Source organism: Sphingobium sp. (assembly GCF_033795625.1).
Classification (GTDB): domain Bacteria; phylum Pseudomonadota; class Alphaproteobacteria; order Sphingomonadales; family Sphingomonadaceae; genus Sphingobium.
In genome coordinates, this window is record NZ_JARYGI010000001.1 from 133,874 (window position 1) to 150,472 (window position 16,599).

Sequence of the window (16,599 nt, forward strand, 5' to 3'; positions counted from 1 at the left end):
ATTCAGAACCAGATCCGTACGCCCGCCACTAAGCTGGTGGACGTTGGATCGTCGCCATCCGCTCGCGCATAGTCCGCAGTCTGCCCCATCTTCGCGTCGTAGGACAGGCCGACATAGGGCGCGAACTGCCGTGTCACTTCATATCTCAGGCGCGCGCCTAGCTCGACATTCACGAGTCCTGCGCCGATTCGGTTCTGAGCGACGTTTTGCGCAGCGAAATTTGCTTCTATCCGCGGCTGGAAGACGAGGCGCTGTGTGATGCGCTGGTCATAGTAGCCTTCCACGCGGCCGAGCACATCGCCTTTATCCGACACGAACGCTGCGCCCTCCACTTCGAACCAGAATGGAGCCAGTCCTTCGAAGCCGACCGTGGCATAGGTCCGGGCAGGCGAAGGCTGAATGTCCTGCCTGACGCCTGCCTGTAGATTGAAATAGGGGCCGACCGCGCGACTGTAGAGCAATTGCACTTCGGCGGCTTCCAGGCCCTCACGAAATGCGCCTTCGCCTTCGGTCTTGATCGTCACGCGGTTGATGTCGCCTCCGAACCATGCTTCGCCATCCCATCGATAGCCATTCCGGCCGTCGCGGATCTGCGCTTCAGCCAGGTTCAGCAAGACCATATGGAAGGTCTGCCCGCCTTCCTCCTGCATCATCTGACGGCGGGCACGCTTCATGTCCTCCGCGGGAAACATGCGGTCCGCATAATGATCCGGGGCGGGCGCTGGCGCGGGCGCATTACCTGCCGGGAGCGCTGTCCCGGTCTCGTCATCGACCGGCTCGGCATGCGTGGTCCCATCCATCGACGCCTCGGCCGACATGCCCGGCATGTGATGCATCGAGTGATCCTGCGCGTCGGCGGGCCATGCGAGCCCACACAGGCTCGCGATGATCAGCGGGGCGAGGCCGCGGATCATGCTTCGCCCCTTGGGCGAACGCTGACGGTCCGCATCATGCCGGCATGCATGTGGTAGAGAAGGTGGCAGTGGAAGGCCCAGTCCCCCACTGCATCGGCGGTGAAATCCCAAGTCACTTTACCGCCGGGCTGAACGACGACGGTATGCTTGCGCGGCGCGTGGTCGCCATGTCCCGTTACCAGTTCGAAGAAGTGCCCGTGGATGTGGATCGGGTGCCCCATCATGCTGTCGTTGATCAGGTTGATGCGGACACGTTCGCCCTCGATGAAGGGGATGGGTATGTGTGCCTCCGACATCTTCACGCCGTCGAACGACCACATGAAGCGTTCCATATTGCCCGTGAGGTGGATGTCCAGGCTGCGGCTCGGGGCGCGTACGTCGGGGTTGCGCTCGAGCGCCCTTAGATCCTTGTAGACCAGCACCTTGTGAGCGACATCCGCCAGCCCTTGGCCGGGTTCGCCGGTCCGGTCCATCGGCATTGGCGATATCGTTTGAACGCCGGGTCCTTTCTTCACCTGCGGCGCATTTGAAAAGTCGCGCATGTCCATCGAACCATGGTCGGAGGATTCTGCGTGGCCGGGCATCGAACCATGATCCATTCCCTGCATCGTGGAATGATCCATCGCCATTGCAGGAGGTGCATCGTTGCGGCCGGGCGCGGACATGGCCATGTCCTTCATCGTCGCGAGGGGCCGCTTCCGCAGGGCAGGCACTTCGGCGGCCATTCCTGTGCGTGGCGCTAGCGTGGCGCGCGCCATGCCGGACCTGTCGATGGCTTCGCCCACCAGCGTGTAGGCCCGATCCTCGACCGGCGTGACGATCGCGTCATAGGTTTCGGCGACGCCGATCTGGAACTCGTTCACGTCCACCGGCACCACATTCTGTCCGTCGGCCTGCACGATGGTAAGGCGAAGTCCCGGAATGCGCACGTTGAAGGTCGTCATCGACGAGGCGTTTATCACGCGCAGCCGCACGCGCTCACCCGGAGCGAACAACGCGGTCCAGTTATCCCCTGGCCCATGACCATTGACGAGGTACGTATAGGCCGCGCCGGTCGCATCCGAGATGTCGGTCGGGTCCATTCGCATCGCCCCCCACGCCAGCCGTTCCCTGAGCGGCTGATCCTTGCCTGAAAGCAGTCCGGTGAGCGTCTGGCGTTGGTAATTGAAATGACCGGGATCGACCTTCATCCGCCGGAAAATCGCTTCGGGAGCCATCATGCTGTGGTCGGACAGCACGATGATATGCTCGCGGTCGAACTTCACCGGATCGGGTTCGGCCGGATCGATGATGATCGGGCCATAGTGACCCAGTTGTTCCTGCAAACCTGAGTGACTGTGGTACCAGTAGGTTCCGTTCTGCCTGACAGGAAACTCATAGACGAAGCTCGTTCGTGACTTGATGCCGGGAAAGGAGATACCCGGCACACCATCATACTGCGGCGGCACCAGCAGGCCGTGCCAGTGGATCGAACTGTCTTCGTCCAGGTCGTTGATGACGTTAAGGCGCACCGTTTGACCCTCACGCAGGCGGATGAGCGGGCCAGGCACGGTGCCGTTTATGCCAATGGCCTTAGAGCGCCTGCCGTCGATCATCATCGTCTGGCGAGCGATCTTCAGCGCAATATCGGGCCCCGACACCGTGGGGAGAGCAGGTGACAAGCCACTGGAGGTCGTCTGCGCCCAGCCCGGAAGATAACTGCAAAGCGCCAGGCCCGTGGCGCCGAGTCCCATGCCACGAAGAAACGTCCTGCGATCAGACCCAATGTCCATATTTATCCTGCTTCAATGATCCCACTGACTGCCACGCATAATTTTCGTTATACCAAATGCACCTCTTAATCATCGGCGCGCAGCCTGCATCCCGCCCGACAAGGCGTTTACTTTGCTCATGGTCCTTCGATTGTTCCTGCCGAACGCTTTCGCCAGCTATTAGCACTAGCTAAAAAATCTTGTGCAGGACATATCCCCCCGCATGCAACATCTACCTCACTCTACACCACCGGCGCATTTCCGGCTCGGGTTCAAGGAGTTCGTGGCTCTAATTGCGGCCTTGATGGCTACAAATGCGCTCTCCATTGACCCGATGTTACCCGCCTTGCCTGCGATCGGTGAGACGTTGAACGTCCCGCATGCCAACGATCGGCAATGGATCGTGACGGCCTATTTCCTCGGCCTAGGCATCGGCTCACTGATCTACGGCCCGTTGTCGGACCGCTTCGGGCGCAAGCCGATCATGGGCATATCGCTAGTGCTGCTGGCCCTGTCCACCGGCTTTTGCGCCATGTCGCAAAGCTTCGCCATGATGCTGGCCGCGCGATTCGCTTGCGGCTTTTTCGCCGCCGCTACCCGCGTCATAGCCATCAGCATAGTACGCGACCGCTTTCATGGCGATCAGATGGCGCGGATCATGTCGCTGATCTTCATCGTCTTCATGGTCGTTCCGATCCTTGCTCCCTCCTTTGGGCAGGCCGTGCTGCTGGTCGCGCCGTGGCGCTGGATATTCTGGGCGTTGTTGATCGTCACCGTCCTGATCACGCTCTGGATGCTGATCAGGTTGCCAGAGACGCTGGACCCGGCCAACCGAGTCGAAGTCAGGGTGGGCGACCTCAAAAGCACACTTTGGACCATCGTGACGAACCGTGGCTCCATTGGCCATATGCTTGCCAGTGGTGTCGTCCTGGGCGGTCTGGTCGGCTTCATCACGTCGGTTCAGCAGATCTTCTTCGACGTGTTTCATGAAGAAGCCAGGTTTCCGCTGGCTTTCGCTCTCATCGCTGGCTTTATGGGAGTAGGCAGCTTTCTGAACAGTCACCTGGTCGAGCGGATAGGCGCGCGGCGGCTCAGCCAAGGATCGCTTCTGGCGATGATCATGATTTCCGCGACGCATGCATATTATACATGGTCCGGCCTGGAAACGGTCTTCAGCTTTATCGTGTTCCAGGCTGCCACCATGCTGAGCTTTGCCTTCACCGGCTCCAATTTCAGCGCCATATCGATGGAACCGTTTGCACGTGGCGCAGGCATGGCCTCATCATTCCAGGCGTTCCTGACCACTATCGTGTCGGCCTTGCTGGGCGCGGCAGTAGGTTGGCAGTTCAACGGAACGACGCTTCCGTTGGCGCTTGGCTTCCTGTGCTATGGCTTGCTGGCGTTCCTGATCGTCGCATGGGCGGAGCGGTGGCAGCTGTTCAGACGCCGCAGGCTGGCAGACCACCGCGAAAATGCAGTGAGCCCACGATAAGCCAGTAGTGCCGCCGCTCTGGCGGCACTACTGGGCCGTGCTCCTTATCGAATTGGAGGCACGGGCGCCGGCGGCACGTCTGCGTCCCGCTCATGTACTTCCTGAAGCCCAAGACCAACGTGGCTGCGCTTGTAGCTGTAGGCGAAGTACACGATCAGACCGATCGCCGCCCAGCCGACGAACATCATCTTCGTCTCGTGGCCGAGGCTCCAGAACAGATAGACGCAGCCCGCGACCGCTATTGGCGCAGTCAGCGCAATTGCGGGCGTGCGGAATGGCCGATGGCGGTCCGGGTCCGTCCGGCGGAGCATCAGCACGGCGATAGACACCGCCGCAAAGGCGAACAATGTGCCGGAATTGGAGATGTCCGCGAGAATGCCGACCGGGAAAAAGGCGGCGAACAGCGCCACGAAAATGCCCGTCAGGATGGTGATGACATAGGGCGTGTGGAACTTGGGGTGTACCTTCGAGAAGACCGCAGGAAGCAGGCCGTCACGGCTCATGACGAAGAAGATGCGCGTCTGGCCGAACATCATCATCAGGATCACCGAAGGCAAGGCGAGACCCGCTGCCAGGCCGATGAGGTTGCCGATCTGGGGCCAGCCGATTTCGCGCAAGGTCCAGGCCAGAGCCTCCTTCGAACAGACGACGGCTTCCTTGCCGCTGGCGGCGAGCGCAGCACACTGTTGCGACAACTGAACGCTGCCTGGCGAGAGCACTTCGCCGCCGGGCCCGCTCACGGGTTGCGCCCCCACGCTGCCGATCACGCCCGCCGCCACGAGAATGTAGAAGATGGTGCAGATGGCGAGCGATCCGATGAGGCCGATCGGCATGTTGCGCTGGGGATTTTTCGTCTCTTCGGCGGCCGTCGACACAGCGTCGAACCCGACATAGGCGAAGAAGATCGACGCCGCCGCCGCCGAAATGCCGGCAAAGCCAAGCGGTGAGAACGGCGTGAAATTCTCCATGTTGATCACCGGCACCGCCAGCACGATGAACAGCGTGAGCGCCGCCACCTTGATCGCCACCAGCACGGCGTTGACCGACGCGCTTTCCTTGGTGCCGATTACCAGCAGCCAGGTGACGAGGCCCGCAATGCCCATGGCAGGCAAGTTGACCAGCCCGCCGTCATAGGGTCCGCGTACCAGCATGTCGGGAATGTCGATATGAAACGCGTTCTCGATCAGGCCGACCACATAGCCCGACCAGCCGACCGACACCGCACCTGCCGCAACAGCGTATTCGAGGATCAGCGCCCAGCCGACCATCCAGGCGATCAATTCGCCCATCACAGCATAGCTATAGGTATAGGCCGACCCGGAAACCGGCACCATCGCTGCCATCTCAGCGTAACATAACGCCGCTACTGCGCAGACGAACCCGGCAATGACAAAGGCCAGCATCATGCCGGGACCAGCCTTTTGGGCGGCCTCGGCAGTAAGAACGAAAATGCCGGTGCCGATCACGGCCCCGATGCCCAGCATCGTGAGCTGAAATGCGCCCAGCGACCGGGTCAGCGACTTCTTCTCGGCCGTCGCCAAGATCGCGTCGAGTGACTTTATGCGCCCGAAGATCATGAAATGGTTACTCTCTGTATCTCGTGGCGCGCCAGGCGGCGCGCTCCCCTAACATGGGTAACGAGACTATCGACTAAATCCGCCTGTGCAAGCTTGTTGCGCGGCAGGGCAATGATCTTTGATGATTGGAGTGGCGCCGGTCGAGTCTGCCGCGGGTTCAGCGCGCCAGCATCGGCCCCAAAGGCTTGCCTGCAAAGATGTGAACGTGCAGGTGCGGCACCTCCTGATGCGCGTCTATGCCGACGTTCGCGAGCAGCCGATATCCGCTCTCGACATGCCCCGCTTCTCGCGCAATTTTCCCCACGGCGCGCACGAATGCAGCGATTTCCGCATCCGGCGCGCGGGCGGAGAAGTCATCCCAGCTGACATAGCGGCCTTTGGGGATCACGAGGATGTGCGTCGGCGCCTGCGGATTTATGTCGTGGAAGGCCAGAGCGGCGTCATCCTCATAAACCTTACTGCACGGGATTTCTCCCCGCAGTATGCGCGCGAAGATATTGTCGTCGTCATAGGCAAGCGTCGGGTCGATGGGCACGATACTACTCCTGAGGGCGGGACGCCTTTTCCGCTATACCCGATACGCCTTCACGACGGTCCAGTTCCAGGCACACGTCCGAAAGCGACAGGTTCATGTCGGCCAGCAGGATCGCCAAATGGAACAGCAGGTCGGCAGCTTCGGAAGCTGTGCCTTCCTTGTCGTTCGACATCGCGGCAATGACGGTCTCGACGGCCTCCTCGCCCACTTTCTGGGCAATCTTGGCGCGGCCCTTGGCGCTGAGTTTGGCGACATAGCTGCTCTCCGGATCGGCCATGCGACGGGCACGAATGGTCGCCTCCAGGCGGGCGAGGGTGTCAGAAATGGCCGTCATGATGCGCGCCCTCCTTCCGAAGTCGGCGGGAAAACCGGATGACGCACGGGGATTCCCGCGGCGGCGAGTGCAGCATGGGCATCGCCGATCGTATGCTGGCCGAAATGGAAGATAGAGGCGGCAAGGACAGCGCTCGCATGGCCTTCGATCACACCCTGGACCAGATGATCCAGCGTGCCGACACCGCCGCTTGCGATGACGGGCACGGCCACGGCGTCTGCGATTGCGCGCGTCAGGGCAAGGTCGTATCCGGCACGCGTGCCATCACCGTCCATGGACGTCACCAGCAGCTCTCCTGCGCCAAGTTCGGCCAGGCGCCGCGCATGTTCGAGAGCGCCGATGCCGGTGGCGCGGCGTCCGCCATGGGTGAAGATCTCCCACCGGCCATCTGACACGCGCCGCGCATCGACGGAGGCGACCACGCACTGGCTGCCGAAGCGATCTGCGATGTCGGCGACGACTTCAGGGCGCTCGACTGCGGCGCTGTTCACCGCGACCTTGTCCGCGCCCGCCAGCAACAATGCGCGAGCATCTTCGGGCGTGCGCACGCCGCCACCCACGGTCACTGGCATGAAGCAGACCTGCGCGACGCGGCGCACGACGTCGAGGATCGTGCCGCGCGCTTCATGGCTGGCGGTGATGTCGAGGAAGCAGAGTTCATCCGCCCCGGCCGCGTCATAGAGCCGGGCCTGCTCCACCGGATCGCCAGCGTCTGCAAGATCTACGAAGTTGACGCCCTTGACGACGCGGCCATTGGCGACGTCGAGGCAGGGGATGACGCGCGTGCGGACAGTCACGCGCCGTTACTCCCAAGGGACAGCGCCAGCAGCGTCATGCAGCCGCCAGCGCAAGCGCGGTGGCAAGGTCGAGCCGCCCATCATATAAAGCACGGCCAGTGATCACACCCTCGATCCCATCCTCCACATGGAGGCTCAGGATGCGTATGTCGGAAATACCCGCGACGCCGCCGCTGGCAATCACCGGGATGTCAGTGGCGCGGGCAAGATCGACGGTTGCTTCGATGTTGCACCCTTTGAGCATTCCGTCCCGGCCAACGTCCGTGAACAGCAGCGCCGCAACGCCCGCATCCTCGAAACGATGGGCCATGTCTACTACTGGCATGTCCGACTTTTCGGCCCAGCCTTCGGTGGCCACTAAGCCATCGCGCGCATCGACGGCGACGACGATGCCGCCGGGAAAGTCTGCAGCAACGGCCTTGACGAATTCCGGATCCTTCAACGCGGCGGTCCCGATCACGACGCGTGAAACGCCTAGGCCGAACCACCGCTCGACGGCCGCGCGGTCGCGAATTCCGCCGCCCAATTGTACGTGACCCGGAAAAGCAGCGACGATGCTCTCAACTGCCGAGGCATTGACGGCCTGACCCGCGAACGCGCCGTCCAGATCGACGACATGCAGATGCTGGGCGCCCGCCCCGGCGAACAGGAGCGCCTGCGCGGCCGGATCGTCGCCGTAGACGGTGGCGCGATCCATATCCCCTTCGGCGAGGCGCACGACCTGACCGCCCTTCAGATCGATGGCGGGGAAGACGATGAGACTCATGGGCGCCAGTCCAGAAAACGGGAGAGGAATGAAAGGCCGTAAGACTGGCTTTTTTCAGGGTGAAACTGCACGCCGATGATGGTGTCGCGCGCAACGGCAGCGACCAGAGGTCCGCCGTGCTCAGTGGTCGCCGCGACATGCGCCGGATCACTGGCCGCAAAATGATAGCTGTGCAGGAAATACGCCTCGCCCGGTTGCAACAAGGGGTGCGCCACACCGGAAATGACATCGTTCCAGCCCATATGCGGCACCTTTGCGGCCGAATCGGCGGGCGTGATGTGGCGAACGGTGCCGGAAATCCAGCCAAGCCCATCATGCCGCCCGAATTCCTCACCGGCATCGGCCAGCAACTGCATCCCGACGCAGACGCCCAGAAACGGCACGCCCCGCGATGAAACCGCGTCCTCCATCGCCTGCACCATGCCGTCGATCCCGACCAGGGCATCGCGGCAGGCGCGGAAAGCCCCTACACCGGGAAGCACGATACGATCGGCAGTGCGCACGACATCCGGATCGGCCGTGATCGCCACGTCGCCCGCTCCCGCCTGACGCAGGGCGTTATGCACGGAGTGAAGATTGCCCGCGCCATAATCGATCAGCGCGATCATGTTTTGAAGATTTCAAATCCAGGCGCCGTCATGCTCGGGCTGAATTCGACCAATGATAGTTCAGCTACATTGTTGATGACGAAGGGATCGGTCGCCGCCTTGGCCGCAACGTCCTGTTTCTCTCCACGGGCAATCAGAATGCCGCCTTCGCGCGGGACCTGCCGCCCGGCGATTACTACCCAGCCATCGGCAATGGCTGTCTTGAGCCACGCGACGTGCGCGTCCAGATGCGCATCCACTTCAGCCAACGGAGCCGTGTAGCGCAGCGAAATGATGATCATCGTTTCAGCCTTTCACGTCGTCGAGCCCAGTCAGGCCGCGCCCAATATGCCTTTGGTCGAGGGGATGCTGTCTGCCTTGCGCGGATCGATCTCCACCGCCTGCCGCAGCGCCCGCGCCAGCCCCTTGTAACAGCTCTCCACGATATGATGGTTGTTGCTGCCGTACAGATTCTCGATGTGGAGCGTCAGACCCGCCGACTGGGCAAAGCTATGGAACCAGTGCTCGATCAGTTCGGTATCCCATTCGCCAAGCCGCGCCTGGGAAAATTCCGCCTTCCACACGAAGAACGGACGCCCGGAAATGTCGAGCGAGACCCGTGTCAGCGTTTCGTCCATAGGCGAATAGACCGACCCGAACCGCGTGATCCCCTTCTTGTCTCCCAGCGCCTTGGCGACGGCCTCGCCAATGGCGATCCCCGTGTCTTCGGTCGTGTGGTGCTGATCGACATGCAGGTCGCCCACAGCCTGCACGTTCAGGTCGATCAGCGAATGGCGCGAAAGCTGTTCGAGCATGTGGTCCAGGAATCCGATGCCGGTCGACACCGTGTAAGTGCCTGTGCCGTCCAGATTGACGGCGACATCGATCGAGGTTTCCCCGGTCTTGCGATGGATTTCGGCGGTGCGCATGGCGCTCCTATAGCGTTTGCCGCGACGGGCGCAACGATTCCACGCGCGCGGCAAGATGACTGCCCTTGACCGATATCCTCGGGGCGTTAGGAAGATGCCCATGAGCGACACGCTTCCAGATAGCCTGATTCCCTACGACGAGATCGTCCAGGAAGCGCTGCGCGCGGTTGTCGGCCGGGTGTTGGGAGAAGTGCAGCAGTCGGGAGGGCTTCCCGGTGGCCACCATTTCTACATCACGTTCAAGACGCAAGCCGCTGGCGTCGATATTCCCCGCAGCCTCGTCGAACGCTTTCCCGACGAAATGACCATCGTGCTGCAGAACAAGTTCTGGGATTTGAAGGTCGGCCCCAAGGCATTCGAAGTCAGCCTGACCTTCAATCAGGTGGCATCGCATCTGGTCATTCCCTTTGCGGCGATCAGCGCCTTTGTCGATCCGGCAGTCAACTTCGCCCTTCAGTTCCAGGTGCAGGATTATGGCGACGAACCGCAGTTGCACGAGGCGGCCGAAAATGACGGGCCGGTCGTGATGGCGGAAGATGGCTCCAATGTCGTGACCGTGGATTTCGGCAAGAAGAAATAAGGCTGGCGCTAAGCCACTGCCCTTCCCACATCCGCGCTGACTCGTTGAAGAGGAGCGCGACCGCATGACCACTCGCAGTGAAACCGACAGTATCGGGGCGATCGATGTCCCGGCGGATGCCTATTGGGGCGCGCAAACGCAGCGGAGCATCGAGAATTTCCCCTTCGGGGCAACCGAACGGATGCCGATCGGCATTATCTACGCTCTGGCGGTGGTGAAGCAGGCGGCGGCGCGCGTGAACCGGGCGCATGGGCTGGACGCGGGCCTGGCCGACGCCATCGAGGCCGCGGCGGCGGAAGTCGTGGCGGGCAAGCATGACGATCAGTTTCCACTTGTCATTTGGCAGACGGGCAGCGGCACGCAATCCAATATGAACGTCAATGAAGTGATCGCCGGACGCGCCAACGAAGTTCTGGCCGGCACACGAGGCGGCAAGTCGCCCGTGCACCCGAACGACCATGTGAACATGAGCCAGTCGTCCAACGATAGCTTCCCGACCGCCCTGCACATCGCGGCGGCGTTGGCCGTAACGAACCAGCTTTTCCCCGCGTTGGATCGACTGCAGCGGGCACTTCAAGCCAAGGCAGCGGAGTGGACCGAGGTCGTAAAGATCGGCCGTACGCATTTGCAGGACGCCACACCGCTGACGCTCGGCCAGGAATTTTCCGGCTATGCACATCAGCTCTACCGCTGCCGGGCGCGGATCGAGCCTGCGGCTATGCACGGGATGATGGCACTGGCGCAGGGCGGCACTGCAGTCGGAACCGGCCTGAATGCCCCCAAAGGCTTCGGGGAAGCCGTCGCGTCGGAAATCGCGACGCTGACTGGCCTGCCGTTCCGCACCGCCGACAACAAGTTCGAAGCGCTGGCGTCCAACGATCCGCTGGTGCATCTCTCCAGCACGTTGAGCACATTGGCCGTCGCCCTCACGAAGATCGCCAACGATATCAGGTTGCTGGCGTCGGGGCCGCGGTCAGGGCTTGGCGAACTCGAACTGCCCGCCAACGAACCGGGTAGTTCGATCATGCCGGGCAAGGTGAACCCCACGCAGAACGAGATGCTGACGATGGTGGCGGCGCAAGTCATCGGCAATCATCAGGCCGTGACCGCCGGTGGAATGCAGGGGCATCTGGAACTCAACGTCTTCAAGCCGATGATCGGCGCCAATGTGCTCCGGTCCATTCACCTGCTCGCTGTCGGAATGGAAAGCTTTGCCGAACGTGCCGTCGAGGGGCTGAAAGCCAATGAGTCGCGGATCGCAGAGCTTGTCGATCGTTCCTTGATGCTCGTGACTGCACTCGCGCCGCAAATCGGCTATGACAATGCCGCGAAGATCGCCAAGCATGCCCACCAGCACGGATTGACGCTCAAGGAAGCGGGGCTTGCATTAGGATTGGTTGACGAGGCGACCTTCGAGCGGCTTGTTCGTCCGCAAGACATGGTTTGACGCAGCGTCTCCCGGAACCTGCTGCACCGTCAGACATTATCCATCGCAGTAACAGGAAGAAATCCAGCATGGGAATATTCACCAAGATCGCTGCCACTGTGATCGGCACGCGCATCGCCGCCGATAGCGGCAAATCCGGAGTGCTGGGCGTCGCCGCCGGAATGCTGGCGACGCGCGTGATTGCTCGGTCGCCCATGGGTGCATTGCTGGTGGGGGGGACCTATGTCGCACACAAGCTTCTGACTAAGAAGCGAGAGATCGATGCGCTGGGCCCGCATGGCACGGCGGTCAAGGATGGGCTCGCCGGCCCCGATGGAACGCCGCCGACGGATAACATCATAGCTGGCGCCGCGCTGGAAAAGCCTGTTCCGCACGTGGGATAACGAGCGCAAATCACTGCGGCGTTGACGGATCGGCCTCTGCGCGCCAGTAGCAGGCATGGCCGACACCTCCAGAACCGACCGCGTGAACGATCCCCATGGCTTCAAGCGCCGCGGGGTTCTCTTTGTCCTCTCGTCGCCCTCGGGAGCTGGAAAATCGACCATCGCGCGCAAGCTGCTGGCCGCTGACCCAAGCCTTGTCATGTCGGTGTCCGCCACGACCCGCCCGATCCGTCCCGGCGAAGTGGATGGCAAAGACTATCACTTCGTCGATCTGGCCCGCTTTCGGCAGATGGTGGCCGATCACGAGTTTCTGGAATGGGCGCACGTCTTCGGACACCGCTACGGGACGCCACGCGCGCCGGTAGAAGCCATGCTCAAGGCCGGGCGCGACGTGCTGTTCGATATCGACTGGCAAGGCGCGCAACAGTTGTACCAGATTGCCGGCGGTGATGTCGTGCGAGTCTTCATCCTCCCCCCTTCGATGGAGGAACTGGAACGTCGCCTGCGCGGCCGCGCCACTGACAGCAATGAAGTGATCGAGGGCCGCATGAGCCGCGCGGCAGGCGAAATCGCCCACTGGGACGGCTATGATTATGTGCTCTGCAATGACGATGCCGACGCCTGCTTTGAAAAGGTAAGCACCATCCTGGATGCCGAGCGCATGAAGCGCAGCCGCCAGACCGGCCTCATCGGCTTCATCCGCAAGATGGGCAGGGCCATTGGCGAAGGCGACTGACTGTCCCGTCGCGGATAGAAATAGACAGGCGCGCGTTTCTCCTGCAGCCTGACGGCACAACAGGAGGGACTTTGCCATGATACGCACCTTGCTTGGTGGTTTGCTGGGCGGTTTCGCCCTGTTCCTGACGGGCTTCGTCTTCTGGGGCACGCCGCTTGCCAACATCGCCTATTCCCATGCCGATCCGACAGTCAGCACGAATTTGCAGGCGGCCCTTGCGCAGGGCCTGACGCAGACAGGGACAGGCGCTTATCTGATTCCCTCCACTACGACGAGCGAAGGGACGATATTATACGGCAAGGGCCCCATTGCGCAGGTCCTTTTCAACATCAACGGCTACCCATCGCTGGACATGAATGCGCTGATCGGAGGGCTGATCCTCGCTTTGGTGGTGGGCGTGATCTTCGCGCTCGCGCTTCGTTTCGTGTCAGGCGACACGTCGACTCGCATCCGCGCGGTTGTCGCGTTCGCGATGGCGGCGGTCTTGTGGCTGCATATAGGGCAACCTGTGTTCAATCACGCGCCTTGGGGATATTTCTTGTATCTGGGCTTCAGCGACTTCGTCGGACTGGTGCTGGCAGGCGTGATTGCTGCGAAGCTGATGCCCGACAGTCCTGCCACCGTCACTGTGGATCCCGTGACAACCCCGCGCAATCCGACGACCGACAACAGCTTCGGTTCGCCGCTAAGGTCGGACAGCGACCCCCTGCCGTGAGCAGAGGGCCGCTCCCGAACGTCAGGCGGCGGGTGTGCCCGTCAGCGCCTGAGCCGAAGGCTTGTTGACGGCATCGACCGAACCGTCGGCAAGCATCGCCTTGGCCGTCGTTACGGCTTCTTCCTTCACCTTGGGGTCGGCGCTGGTCTGACTGGCGCCGATCAGTGCGCTTAGCAGCAGGTTCTTCGCAACGGGATCAGCGGCTTTTTCGGCCACGGACTTGCGCGAAAGAGCCAGCGCTTCGGTATAGAGCGGGTCCGCGCCTGCCTTGTCCTGCTTGGAAAGCTTGGCATTGCCGAGCTGAACGAGGATGCCTGCCAGAATATCGCGGCTGGCCGCGTCTGCAGGCTTGGCCGCTACTACCTTGCGCCAGTGGGGAGCGCTTTCCTCATAATAAGCGAGCGTCTTGTCTAGCTGCTGCTGGGCACCGGAAGCCGCTGCAGCCGCGTAGAGGGCATTGGCGAGGAAGTTTACATTGTCGATGTTGTCGGGCTGTGCCTGAACGGCAGTGCGGATACCAGGAAGTGCTGCTTCATATTTGGCAAGCGCGGCTGCGTGGTCGCCGCCCTGCTGTGCAGTCTGACCGGCAGTGAAGTCGGTCACGGCCTGATTGAAAGCTGCGACCTGTGCCTGGGTCATCTGCCCCGCCGGAGCGGGTGCGGGCGTAGGGGTTGAGGGAGCGGCCGCAGTCTGCGCCAAGGCAGGTGCGGTCATCGTCATCACGAGGGCAATGAGTGCGGTTCGAGTCAAGGGTCCTGTCTCCTAACGGTGCATGCGCACCCGCTTGGGGTCAGGTACGCAGGCGTAACGAACTGAATAGAACTGACGATTTGCTAACCATCAGGTCCGCGCCATCCTACAGAAAGCGACCGCAGCGTCAAATTCCCGCCGATGCGCGGCGGCGAGCGCCTGCGCCTGCGCATCCTCGCCCCACATTTCCGCTTGCCATAGCGCATCGAGTTCGGCCGCATTCCAGATCACGTCCGGATCGGCATCGGCTTCGGTGATGGCGAGGCCCAGGACCAAAGATCCCGTCAGCGTCACGAGAGTCGAAAGTGGCGCAAGTGTAAAAGGATCATAAGTGGTTACGGCGTTCGAGAGTCGCGTTACCGTCTCAGGGGGCTGGGCAACGTGGACGATGCCGACGGTTGTGCGGAATGCGACGTCATAGCGCCGCCGCGCCCAATCCAGCCAAAAGTCCCACTCGGCAGCCTGACGCGCGACCAGCGCTGCCGGACCTTCTGCACGATAACAGAGCAGATCGGTTTCGGCGTATCGGGCGATAGTTGCGGCGAAATCGGCAGGGTCAGGGGCGACCTGATCGATGGCAGCGTTGGCGAACCCGGTCGCGGGCATCGACAATGGTTCGATGTCATCGCCCTGAGCACGCCATTCGGCGGCGATCGCCTGCGCCATCTGCTCCGTCGGCAATAGCAGCGGCGCGCGACCTGGAGTGCGCACCATGCGTCCATCGAGCGCGATCTGCCATCCGCCTTCCGCAGCGCGTGATTCGACCTGTTTGTAGAAGCGCTTCATGACGTCAGCCTCAGTCGGCAGGCGGCGTGCGCCACGCGCGCAGCAGCACCCGGGGAATGACGATCGTCTGCAGGAGCCCCACGGTGGCGATGATCGCCCCCAGGATCTTCGCGTCGCGCCCTTGCACCCAGCCAAAGCGCTGCATCATGATCAGGAAGCCGAACATCAGGATGAACACGCCGGAAAGGCGAAACAGATTGATGAACAGCAGGCGCTGGCGGGCTGCGGCTGTGGGGTCGACGGGCGGGGGCGGTGAAGCGGTCATGGCGCGCCGATATGGTGGCCGAGGTCCAAGCTGTCCACCGCCACGGCAGCAGCGCCCGCCGCAAGCAGTTCTTCCGGCAAATGATAGCCCCAGTTCACGCCGATCGCCCGGACATCGGCGCTCACCGCCATCTCGATATCATAGGTTGTGTCGCCGATCATGACCGTCGTTTCCGGCACAGCGCCTGCCTCCATCATGGCTTCCATCACCATGGAGGGGTGTGGCTTGGATGGATGCCGGTCGGCCGTCTGCAGCGTGACGAAGCGGTCGAGGATGCCATGGTGCGTCAGGCAGAGATTGAGCCCGCGGTCGGACTTTCCGGTCGCCACGCCAAGCAGCCATCCCTGCGCAGCGAGCGCTTCGATGAGTTCGGCGATGCCATCATAGAGCGGTTCGCTTACGGCGCCTTCGCCGCGCATGGCACGAAAGGCGTCGCGATAATGATCCGACACATGATGGTGAAACGCTTCGTCCGCTTCCGGCAGCAGCTTCGCCATTGCGTGAGGAAGCGACAGGCCAACTACGGACAGGATCGTGAGCCGATCAGGCGTGGCCAGCTTCACGGCGTCGAAAGCGCGCGCCATGGCAGTGCAGATGCTATGCTGGCTATCCACCAGCGTGCCATCGCAATCGAACAAGGCAAGCGGCCTGCTCATGCGGGTGCGCCCTGCATCAGCGCAGCCATATCGTGCTCACCCTGCGCCACCAGAGCCGCTGCGACGGAGAGGCGCGCCGCTTCGGGCTTGTTTTGCCCGATCTTCATGGTGCCGCGCCATTCCCGGATGGTGAAGCTACATCCGATGATGCCGCCCAGCATCCGGTCGAACAGTCCGTCCCGCATCTTTTCGCGCGTCCATTCCTTCTTGGGCGCAAGCCGCGCCTCATGCCGGGCCGAGATGGCATCGATCAGCGCGACGAGCCTTTCGCGATCCATTGCCTTCGCGTGGCCCTCCAGTTCGACGGCCACATAGTTCCAGGTCGGCACCTGATCTTCCATTCCGTACCAGTCGGGGCTCACATAAGCATGCGGGCCCTGCGCTACGAACAGAGCGTCGCCATCCATCAGATGTGCGGCAAGGGGGCTGTGGCGGGACAGATGAAAGCCGACGCAGTCATCGCTCAGGAACAGCACAGGCGCGTGCGCGACTCGCAGTCCTTCGGGCGTCGCTGCAAAGATGGCGCCGAGGCCCACCTGCTCGACAAAGCCGCGCATCGCTGTGCGATCGGTCCAGGCGAATGTCTTGTCGGGATGCAC

General features: G+C 62.2%; 21 protein-coding genes. 6 read left to right on the forward strand and 15 right to left on the reverse strand.

Annotated features, from left to right (window positions below; all coding sequences use genetic code 11):
- Window positions 1-2: 2 nt before the first annotated feature.
- On the reverse strand, window positions 3-914 hold the full coding sequence (locus QHC67_RS00685) for a copper resistance protein B (protein ID WP_319289866.1): 912 nt from the start codon (window positions 912-914) through the stop codon (window positions 3-5).
- A complete protein-coding gene (locus tag QHC67_RS00690) occupies window positions 911-2,686 on the reverse strand; it encodes a copper resistance system multicopper oxidase (protein WP_319289868.1) in 1,776 nt (591 codons plus the stop codon). The genes QHC67_RS00685 and QHC67_RS00690 overlap by 4 nt, the downstream gene beginning before the upstream one ends.
- 202 nt (window positions 2,687-2,888) lie before the next feature.
- On the opposite strand from QHC67_RS00690, the gene QHC67_RS00695 reads away from it, so the two are divergent.
- Entirely contained in the window at window positions 2,889-4,157 is a 1,269-nt protein-coding gene (locus tag QHC67_RS00695; protein ID WP_319289870.1) for a multidrug effflux MFS transporter, read from the forward strand.
- A gap of 44 nt (window positions 4,158-4,201) precedes the next feature.
- Here the strand turns inward: QHC67_RS00695 and QHC67_RS00700 are convergent, their stop codons facing one another.
- The 8 genes from QHC67_RS00700 to hisB form a co-directional block, all read right to left on the reverse strand.
- Complete coding sequence (locus QHC67_RS00700; RefSeq protein ID WP_319289872.1) at window positions 4,202-5,734, reverse strand: amino acid permease; 1,533 nt, start codon at window positions 5,732-5,734, stop codon at window positions 4,202-4,204.
- Window positions 5,735-5,891: 157 nt separating this feature from the next.
- Window positions 5,892-6,269: a histidine triad nucleotide-binding protein gene (locus tag QHC67_RS00705; RefSeq protein ID WP_319289874.1), complete on the reverse strand. Its 378-nt coding sequence runs from the start codon at window positions 6,267-6,269 to the stop codon at window positions 5,892-5,894.
- A 4-nt stretch (window positions 6,270-6,273) separates the two neighbouring features.
- On the reverse strand, window positions 6,274-6,603 hold the full coding sequence (locus tag QHC67_RS00710; RefSeq protein WP_413818462.1) for a phosphoribosyl-ATP diphosphatase: 330 nt from the start codon (window positions 6,601-6,603) through the stop codon (window positions 6,274-6,276).
- Window positions 6,600-7,400 (reverse strand): imidazole glycerol phosphate synthase subunit HisF, encoded by an 801-nt coding sequence (hisF, locus tag QHC67_RS00715; protein ID WP_319289876.1) that lies wholly within the window; start codon window positions 7,398-7,400, stop codon window positions 6,600-6,602. The genes QHC67_RS00710 and hisF overlap by 4 nt, the downstream gene beginning before the upstream one ends.
- A gap of 34 nt (window positions 7,401-7,434) precedes the next feature.
- Window positions 7,435-8,166: a 1-(5-phosphoribosyl)-5-[(5-phosphoribosylamino)methylideneamino]imidazole-4-carboxamide isomerase gene (gene hisA, locus QHC67_RS00720; RefSeq protein WP_319289878.1), complete on the reverse strand. Its 732-nt coding sequence runs from the start codon at window positions 8,164-8,166 to the stop codon at window positions 7,435-7,437.
- Window positions 8,163-8,774, reverse strand: a complete 612-nt coding sequence (gene hisH, locus QHC67_RS00725; RefSeq protein ID WP_319289880.1) for an imidazole glycerol phosphate synthase subunit HisH — start codon at window positions 8,772-8,774, stop codon at window positions 8,163-8,165. The genes hisA and hisH overlap by 4 nt, the downstream gene beginning before the upstream one ends.
- Window positions 8,771-9,055, reverse strand: a complete 285-nt coding sequence (locus tag QHC67_RS00730) for a YciI family protein (protein WP_319289882.1) — start codon at window positions 9,053-9,055, stop codon at window positions 8,771-8,773. The genes hisH and QHC67_RS00730 overlap by 4 nt, the downstream gene beginning before the upstream one ends.
- A gap of 30 nt (window positions 9,056-9,085) precedes the next feature.
- Window positions 9,086-9,682 carry an imidazoleglycerol-phosphate dehydratase HisB gene (hisB, locus tag QHC67_RS00735; RefSeq protein ID WP_319289884.1) on the reverse strand — a complete coding sequence of 199 codons (597 nt, stop codon included), beginning with the start codon at window positions 9,680-9,682 and terminating at the stop codon, window positions 9,086-9,088.
- A 100-nt stretch (window positions 9,683-9,782) separates the two neighbouring features.
- Here hisB and QHC67_RS00740 point away from each other — a divergent pair, with 100 nt between their 5' ends.
- The 5 genes from QHC67_RS00740 to QHC67_RS00760 all read left to right on the forward strand — a co-directional run bounded on the left by QHC67_RS00740 (window position 9,783) and on the right by QHC67_RS00760 (window position 13,543).
- Entirely contained in the window at window positions 9,783-10,262 is a 480-nt protein-coding gene (locus QHC67_RS00740; protein ID WP_319289886.1) for an SspB family protein, read from the forward strand.
- Window positions 10,263-10,326: 64 nt separating this feature from the next.
- A complete protein-coding gene (fumC, locus tag QHC67_RS00745) occupies window positions 10,327-11,709 on the forward strand; it encodes a class II fumarate hydratase (RefSeq protein ID WP_319289888.1) in 1,383 nt (460 codons plus the stop codon).
- Window positions 11,710-11,777: 68 nt separating this feature from the next.
- Window positions 11,778-12,092, forward strand: a complete 315-nt coding sequence (locus QHC67_RS00750; protein ID WP_319289890.1) for a hypothetical protein — start codon at window positions 11,778-11,780, stop codon at window positions 12,090-12,092.
- Window positions 12,093-12,147: 55 nt separating this feature from the next.
- Window positions 12,148-12,828: a guanylate kinase gene (gmk, locus tag QHC67_RS00755; protein WP_319289892.1), complete on the forward strand. Its 681-nt coding sequence runs from the start codon at window positions 12,148-12,150 to the stop codon at window positions 12,826-12,828.
- 76 nt (window positions 12,829-12,904) lie between these two features.
- Window positions 12,905-13,543, forward strand: a complete 639-nt coding sequence (locus QHC67_RS00760) for a hypothetical protein (protein WP_319289894.1) — start codon at window positions 12,905-12,907, stop codon at window positions 13,541-13,543.
- A 21-nt stretch (window positions 13,544-13,564) separates the two neighbouring features.
- On the opposite strand, the gene QHC67_RS00765 is transcribed toward QHC67_RS00760, so the two are convergent.
- The 5 genes from QHC67_RS00765 to QHC67_RS00785 all read right to left on the reverse strand — a co-directional run bounded on the left by QHC67_RS00765 (window position 13,565) and on the right by QHC67_RS00785 (window position 16,599).
- Window positions 13,565-14,293, reverse strand: coding sequence for a hypothetical protein (locus tag QHC67_RS00765; protein WP_319289896.1), 729 nt, complete (start codon window positions 14,291-14,293; stop codon window positions 13,565-13,567).
- Between the two features lie 90 nt (window positions 14,294-14,383).
- A complete protein-coding gene (locus QHC67_RS00770; protein WP_319289898.1) occupies window positions 14,384-15,079 on the reverse strand; it encodes an ATP12 family chaperone protein in 696 nt (231 codons plus the stop codon).
- 10 nt (window positions 15,080-15,089) lie between these two features.
- Window positions 15,090-15,344, reverse strand: coding sequence for a hypothetical protein (locus tag QHC67_RS00775; RefSeq protein WP_319289900.1), 255 nt, complete (start codon window positions 15,342-15,344; stop codon window positions 15,090-15,092).
- A complete protein-coding gene (locus QHC67_RS00780; protein ID WP_319289902.1) occupies window positions 15,341-16,000 on the reverse strand; it encodes an HAD-IA family hydrolase in 660 nt (219 codons plus the stop codon). The genes QHC67_RS00775 and QHC67_RS00780 overlap by 4 nt, the downstream gene beginning before the upstream one ends.
- On the reverse strand, window positions 15,997-16,599 hold the full coding sequence (locus tag QHC67_RS00785) for an FMN-binding negative transcriptional regulator (RefSeq protein WP_319289903.1): 603 nt from the start codon (window positions 16,597-16,599) through the stop codon (window positions 15,997-15,999). Before QHC67_RS00785 ends, QHC67_RS00780 begins: the two co-directional genes overlap by 4 nt.

Bases quoted from the DNA above. Each gene is read 5' to 3' on its own strand.
- QHC67_RS00695 (WP_319289870.1), top strand. From the start codon at position 2,889: ATGCAACATCTACCTCACTCTACACCACCGGCGCATTTCCGGCTCGGG.
- QHC67_RS00700 (WP_319289872.1), bottom strand. From the start codon at position 5,734: ATGATCTTCGGGCGCATAAAGTCACTCGACGCGATCTTGGCGACGGCC.
- hisB (WP_319289884.1), bottom strand. From the start codon at position 9,682: ATGCGCACCGCCGAAATCCATCGCAAGACCGGGGAAACCTCGATCGAT.
- QHC67_RS00685 (WP_319289866.1), bottom strand. From the start codon at position 914: ATGATCCGCGGCCTCGCCCCGCTGATCATCGCGAGCCTGTGTGGGCTC.
- gmk (WP_319289892.1), top strand. From the start codon at position 12,148: ATGGCCGACACCTCCAGAACCGACCGCGTGAACGATCCCCATGGCTTC.
- QHC67_RS00690 (WP_319289868.1), bottom strand. From the start codon at position 2,686: ATGGACATTGGGTCTGATCGCAGGACGTTTCTTCGTGGCATGGGACTC.
- QHC67_RS00730 (WP_319289882.1), bottom strand. From the start codon at position 9,055: ATGATCATCATTTCGCTGCGCTACACGGCTCCGTTGGCTGAAGTGGAT.
- QHC67_RS00760 (WP_319289894.1), top strand. From the start codon at position 12,905: ATGATACGCACCTTGCTTGGTGGTTTGCTGGGCGGTTTCGCCCTGTTC.
- QHC67_RS00740 (WP_319289886.1), top strand. From the start codon at position 9,783: ATGAGCGACACGCTTCCAGATAGCCTGATTCCCTACGACGAGATCGTC.
- QHC67_RS00770 (WP_319289898.1), bottom strand. From the start codon at position 15,079: ATGAAGCGCTTCTACAAACAGGTCGAATCACGCGCTGCGGAAGGCGGA.
- QHC67_RS00750 (WP_319289890.1), top strand. From the start codon at position 11,778: ATGGGAATATTCACCAAGATCGCTGCCACTGTGATCGGCACGCGCATC.
- hisA (WP_319289878.1), bottom strand. From the start codon at position 8,166: ATGAGTCTCATCGTCTTCCCCGCCATCGATCTGAAGGGCGGTCAGGTC.
- QHC67_RS00775 (WP_319289900.1), bottom strand. From the start codon at position 15,344: ATGACCGCTTCACCGCCCCCGCCCGTCGACCCCACAGCCGCAGCCCGC.
- QHC67_RS00780 (WP_319289902.1), bottom strand. From the start codon at position 16,000: ATGAGCAGGCCGCTTGCCTTGTTCGATTGCGATGGCACGCTGGTGGAT.
- fumC (WP_319289888.1), top strand. From the start codon at position 10,327: ATGACCACTCGCAGTGAAACCGACAGTATCGGGGCGATCGATGTCCCG.
- hisH (WP_319289880.1), bottom strand. From the start codon at position 8,774: ATGATCGCGCTGATCGATTATGGCGCGGGCAATCTTCACTCCGTGCAT.
- QHC67_RS00710 (WP_413818462.1), bottom strand. From the start codon at position 6,603: ATGACGGCCATTTCTGACACCCTCGCCCGCCTGGAGGCGACCATTCGT.